The sequence below is a fragment of the Limnofasciculus baicalensis BBK-W-15 genome (genome assembly GCF_024178385.1).
In the GTDB taxonomy this organism is placed as follows: Bacteria; Cyanobacteriota; Cyanobacteriia; order Cyanobacteriales; family Coleofasciculaceae; genus Limnofasciculus; species Limnofasciculus baicalensis.
The window spans coordinates 1-4,635 of the sequence record NZ_JAMZMM010000427.1 but is presented as its reverse complement, the minus strand read 5'-3'; the positions used below and the strand labels follow the sequence as shown (position 1 = coordinate 4,635).

Sequence of the window (4,635 nt, the reverse complement as noted above, 5' to 3'; positions counted from 1 at the left end):
GTAACCTATCTTAAAATAGTCTTAGGAACAAATACAGAAGCGTGAATATTGAAATTGGACGAGGCAAAACTGCTCGAAGAGCCTACGGTATTGATGAAATCGCACTAGTACCCGGACAAAGAACCCTCGATCCCAGCTTGGCAGACACTCGCTGGAGTATCGGGGGTATCGAACGGGAAATTCCCATTCTTGCCAGTGCTATGGATGGAGTAGTAGATGTAAAGATGGCTGTTCTCCTATCTCAGATGGGAGCAATAGGTGTTTTAAACTTAGAAGGGATTCAAACTCGTTATCCCGATCCCAACCCAATCCTAGATCGGATCGTCTCCGTTGGGAAATCAGAGTTTGTTAATCTGATGCAGGAATTGTATGCTGAACCAATTAAACCAGAACTGATTGCCCTGCGGATTCGGGAAATTAAAGAGCAAGGTGGAATAGCCGCTGTCAGTTTAACCCCTTTCGGTGCTACCAAATACGGAGATATTGTCGCGGCGGCTGGTGCAGATTTATGCTTCATCCAGGCAACTGTAGTATCTACCGCTCACCTTTCTCCAGAGTCAGTCATACCCCTAGATTTAGCCCAATTCTGCCAAAACATGCCCATGCCAGTCATCTTGGGAAATTGCGTCACTTACGAAGTTACTCTCGACTTAATGAAAGCGGGTGCAGCGGCAGTAATGGTAGGGATTGGTCCCGGTGCGGCTTGTACCTCTCGCGGTGTTTTGGGTGTAGGTATTCCTCAAGCCACAGCCGTTGCTGACTGTGCTGCCGCCCGCGATGACTACTATCAAGAAAGTGGCAAATATATTCCCGTAATTGCCGATGGCGGTTTGATTACAGGCGGAGATATCTGTAAATGTATCGCCTGTGGTGCTGATGGCGTAATGATTGGCTCCCCCTTTGCCCGTGCCAAAGAAGCACCGGGAAGAGGATTCCATTGGGGTATGGCAACCCCTAGCCCAGTCTTGCCACGGGGTACTCGTATCCAGGTGGGTAGCACTGGCACTTTAAAGGAAATCCTGACTGGACCAGCTCAAATGGATGACGGCACTCATAATCTATTAGGAGCATTGAAAACCAGTATGGGGACATTAGGAGCCAAAAACATTAAAGAAATGCAGCAAGTTGAAGTAGTGATTGCTCCCTCTCTCCTGACAGAAGGAAAACTTTACCAGAAAGCGCAACAGTTGGGTATGGGGAAATAACTTCAATATTTAGGCAAATTTCTCACTGAAACACTACCTGTAGAGTTTTACTGATCGTTGCCACCCTACCAGTATCAGTTTTGCGAATCCCCAATCCCAGTTCCTTAGCTAATCAATCCCAGTTCCTTGGCAGATGCTTCGGTCAAAGATTAAGAATTTATGGACTGATTTAAGGATTAGTCGCAAAACTAAATCTGTCGTTTACAATAGAGGAAGCGGAGACGCATGTTTCCGTTCACTCCTCACACCACACTCCGCCCGGACAATGTTCGGGCGGTTCCTTTTACGGGTAAAAGGTAAGAGCCTAGGGGCTAAATAGCCCCCACTCCCCATTGCCCGCCTAACTCCTGTCTGCCGAGACGAAGTTGAGAGCCGCCTTCATGAGTACGTCAAAGATATACTGTTTCAGAGAGAAAAGCACGGTTTTCGCTGTGGTAAAATCTACCTAATAAATAACGAGTACAGGCAAGGATTTCCAGGCATGTCAACCGCCCAACCAGTTACAGACGCCAGTTTTAAGCAAGACGTACTTGAGAGTGAAGTTCCCGTTTTAGTAGATTTTTGGGCACCCTGGTGCGGCCCTTGCAGGATGGTGGCACCAGTTGTTGATGAAATCGCGGTGCAGTACGAAGGCCAAATTAAGGTCGTTAAGCTGAATACCGACGAGAATCCACAGATAGCGAGCCAGTACGGTATCCGCAGCATCCCTACATTGATGATTTTCAAGGGGGGACAGCGGGTTGATATGGTAGTAGGTGCAGTGCCCAAAACAACTCTGTCAAATACCCTAGAAAAATACCTCTAAGAGCTGATTTATAAAGTAAAGATTAAGCTCCTGTAGGTTGGGTTGAGAGGAGCGAAACCCAACATTTATTTGGTGCGAGTTGGGTCTCGTTACCTTGACCAAACCTACAAATTACATGAATTAGGCTCTTAAGATTTGCTTTGTAAATGACCTCATTTGGATCGGCATTTATGCTAGTTAGTAACTAGATCTAAAATACAAACACTAATCGGGTTAATATATAGAGATAAAGTCAGGTTGACTCAAAAATTGCGCTTTATGACCACTCTCACATACGGCAAAGCACTCCCAACACCGATAGATGAGTTGAATGCCATCGGCAAAACTCATCTAGAAATATTTTTGAGCGCTTACGCCCCAATCTTTCGCTCTGCTGTATGTGAGACAGTAAATCTTTTGTTGTCGAAAACTGAATTTAACAAATCCAAATGGAATACCCATCTCCAAACAACTTACCGTATTATTAAGGGATTGAATTAATAACAGTCAATCCTGCCTGTTCTAGTATAATTGATTTAGTTACATATCTGAGGTTTTTTGGCTTGGCTAGTGACTCGGCGGCAGCCCTAGCGATCGCCCGTCGAGGGATGAGATTAAGCGAAAAGATACCAGACTCCTTAACCGCCTTTGTTGATGTGAAGTCAACTAAGCACGTCTGGAGCCTGTGGCATCAACTGAATAAAAAGCTCGAGCAGTCCGGTATTAATCAAAGACATGATTATTATACCGTCTCTAGCTGGGATTTTCTGGCCAACCTCGGCATCTCTTAAGCGCAAGCACGCTTAAAAGATTGCTTAAGAAACTTATACCGTTGAGTTTATCTAGGTAAACCTAGATTTTTAGAAGCGGCGTTAGGCGTATTACTGAGCCTAACTGGAGCAGATTTGTTAGAGGAGTTGGATTATTTAATCCTGGAGAGTTAATCGTTGTGCTGCACTCCTCATCCCTCAAAGCTACAACCCATAAGTTTGGCTAGCCAAAGACTCTAGAGTCTTTGGCTAAGATATTTTAATTCCAGTGGTGATTCGTTTCCATCCAACCAAGCAAAAGTTAAATATGAGCCAGGAATCAATTACTCCATCCAAAGGGAATATACTAGCCGTTGATGATACCTCTGCCAATTTGATGCTTTTAGCCGGAATTCTCTCCAGGCAAGGGTATAAAGTACAGGTAGCATCTAGCGGACCACTGGCTCTCCAATCGGTTGAGTCAAATTCTCCTGACTTGATTTTACTGGATATTATGATGCCGGACATGGATGGTTATGAAGTTTGCAGCCACTTGAAAGCTTCTCAAACAACAAAGGATATTCCGGTTATTTTTATCAGCGCCCTCAATACTGCTATCGACAAGGTGAAAGCCTTTGCTCACGGCGGTGTGGATTACATTAGTAAACCTTTTCAATTTCAAGAGGTTTTAGCTCGTGTTGAGCATCAGTTGAGTATCCGTCGGCTTTCTCGGCAACTCACTGAGGAGAATGTACGACTTCAACAAGAGATTCGGGTGCGTCAGGAGGTTGAAGAAGCTTTGCGGCAGAGTGCTAACCGGGAGCAGGCTCTCAGTCAATTGATTCAACGGATGCGGCAGACGCTCCATCTTGAGACAATTTTTGGTGCGACAACTCAAGAATTGCAGCAATTGCTAAAATGCGATCGCGTCGCTATCTATAGGTTTAATTCTGACTGGGGTGGAGAGTTTGTCTCTGAGTCAGTGGTAAATGGTTGGATGCCTCTAGTGGAGAAAAAAACTCATAACACCAATACCCAGAATGAACATTCCACTCCAAAAACCTGGGATATTAAAAATGATTCAGGACAAGATACTTATCTAACAGAAATTGCTAGGAAGGGGAACCTTTGTGCTAATTCTTCGTGTGTACCAGACATCTATCTGGCTGGATTTCAATCTGATTACATCACTTTATTAGAGACATTTCAAGCTAGAGCCTACATTAGTGTTCCTATTTTCTGTGGCAGTAAAATTTGGGGCTTTCTGGCAAGTTATCAAAATTCAGCACCCCGCCAATGGAAAGCCGCAGAAATCAATATAGTAAATCAGATTGGGACACAGCTAGGAGTTGCTTTGCAACAAGTAGAATTACTAGCACAGACTCAAAAGCAGGCATCTCAACTCAGAGAAGCTAAAGAAGTGGCAGAAGTGGCTAACCGTGCCAAAAGTGAGTTCCTCGCGAATATGAGTCATGAACTCCGTACTCCTCTCAACGCTATTCTTGGTTTTACTCAACTCCTCCTTCATAATCCAAATCTTGCTAAAGAGCAGCGAGAATATCTCGATATTATCATTTCTTCTGGAGAACATTTGCTAGAGTTAATCAACGATATTCTGGAAATGTCAAAAATTGAAGCAGGTAAACTGACATTTAATGAAGACAGTTTCGATTTATATCACCTGCTAAATACCATGGAAGAAATGTTCCAACTTAAAGCTCGCTCCAAGGGTTTACAACTCATAATCGAGCGGCGAGAGGAGGTTCCCCAATATGTGAAAACTGACGAAGGTAAATTGCGTCAGATTCTGATTAATTTACTGGATAATGGCATTAAATTTACACAAAAGGGCAGAGTTAGGCTACTTGTGGGATTGGGGATTGGGGAGTGGGGATTG

General features: G+C 44.1%; 4 protein-coding genes. All 4 read left to right on the top strand.

The window, feature by feature from the left end:
• The first annotated feature begins 41 nt into the window (after positions 1-41).
• Entirely contained in the window at positions 42-1,205 is a 1,164-nt protein-coding gene (locus NJ959_RS25920; protein WP_254014646.1) for a GuaB3 family IMP dehydrogenase-related protein, read from the top strand.
• A gap of 481 nt (positions 1,206-1,686) precedes the next feature.
• Complete coding sequence (gene trxA, locus NJ959_RS25915; protein ID WP_254014645.1) at positions 1,687-2,010, top strand: thioredoxin; 324 nt, start codon at positions 1,687-1,689, stop codon at positions 2,008-2,010.
• Positions 2,011-2,268: 258 nt separating this feature from the next.
• On the top strand, positions 2,269-2,490 hold the full coding sequence (locus NJ959_RS25910; RefSeq protein WP_254014644.1) for a hypothetical protein: 222 nt from the start codon (positions 2,269-2,271) through the stop codon (positions 2,488-2,490).
• 576 nt (positions 2,491-3,066) lie between these two features.
• A partial coding sequence (locus NJ959_RS25905) for a response regulator (protein WP_254014643.1) occupies positions 3,067-4,635 on the top strand: 1,569 nt, incomplete at its 3' end.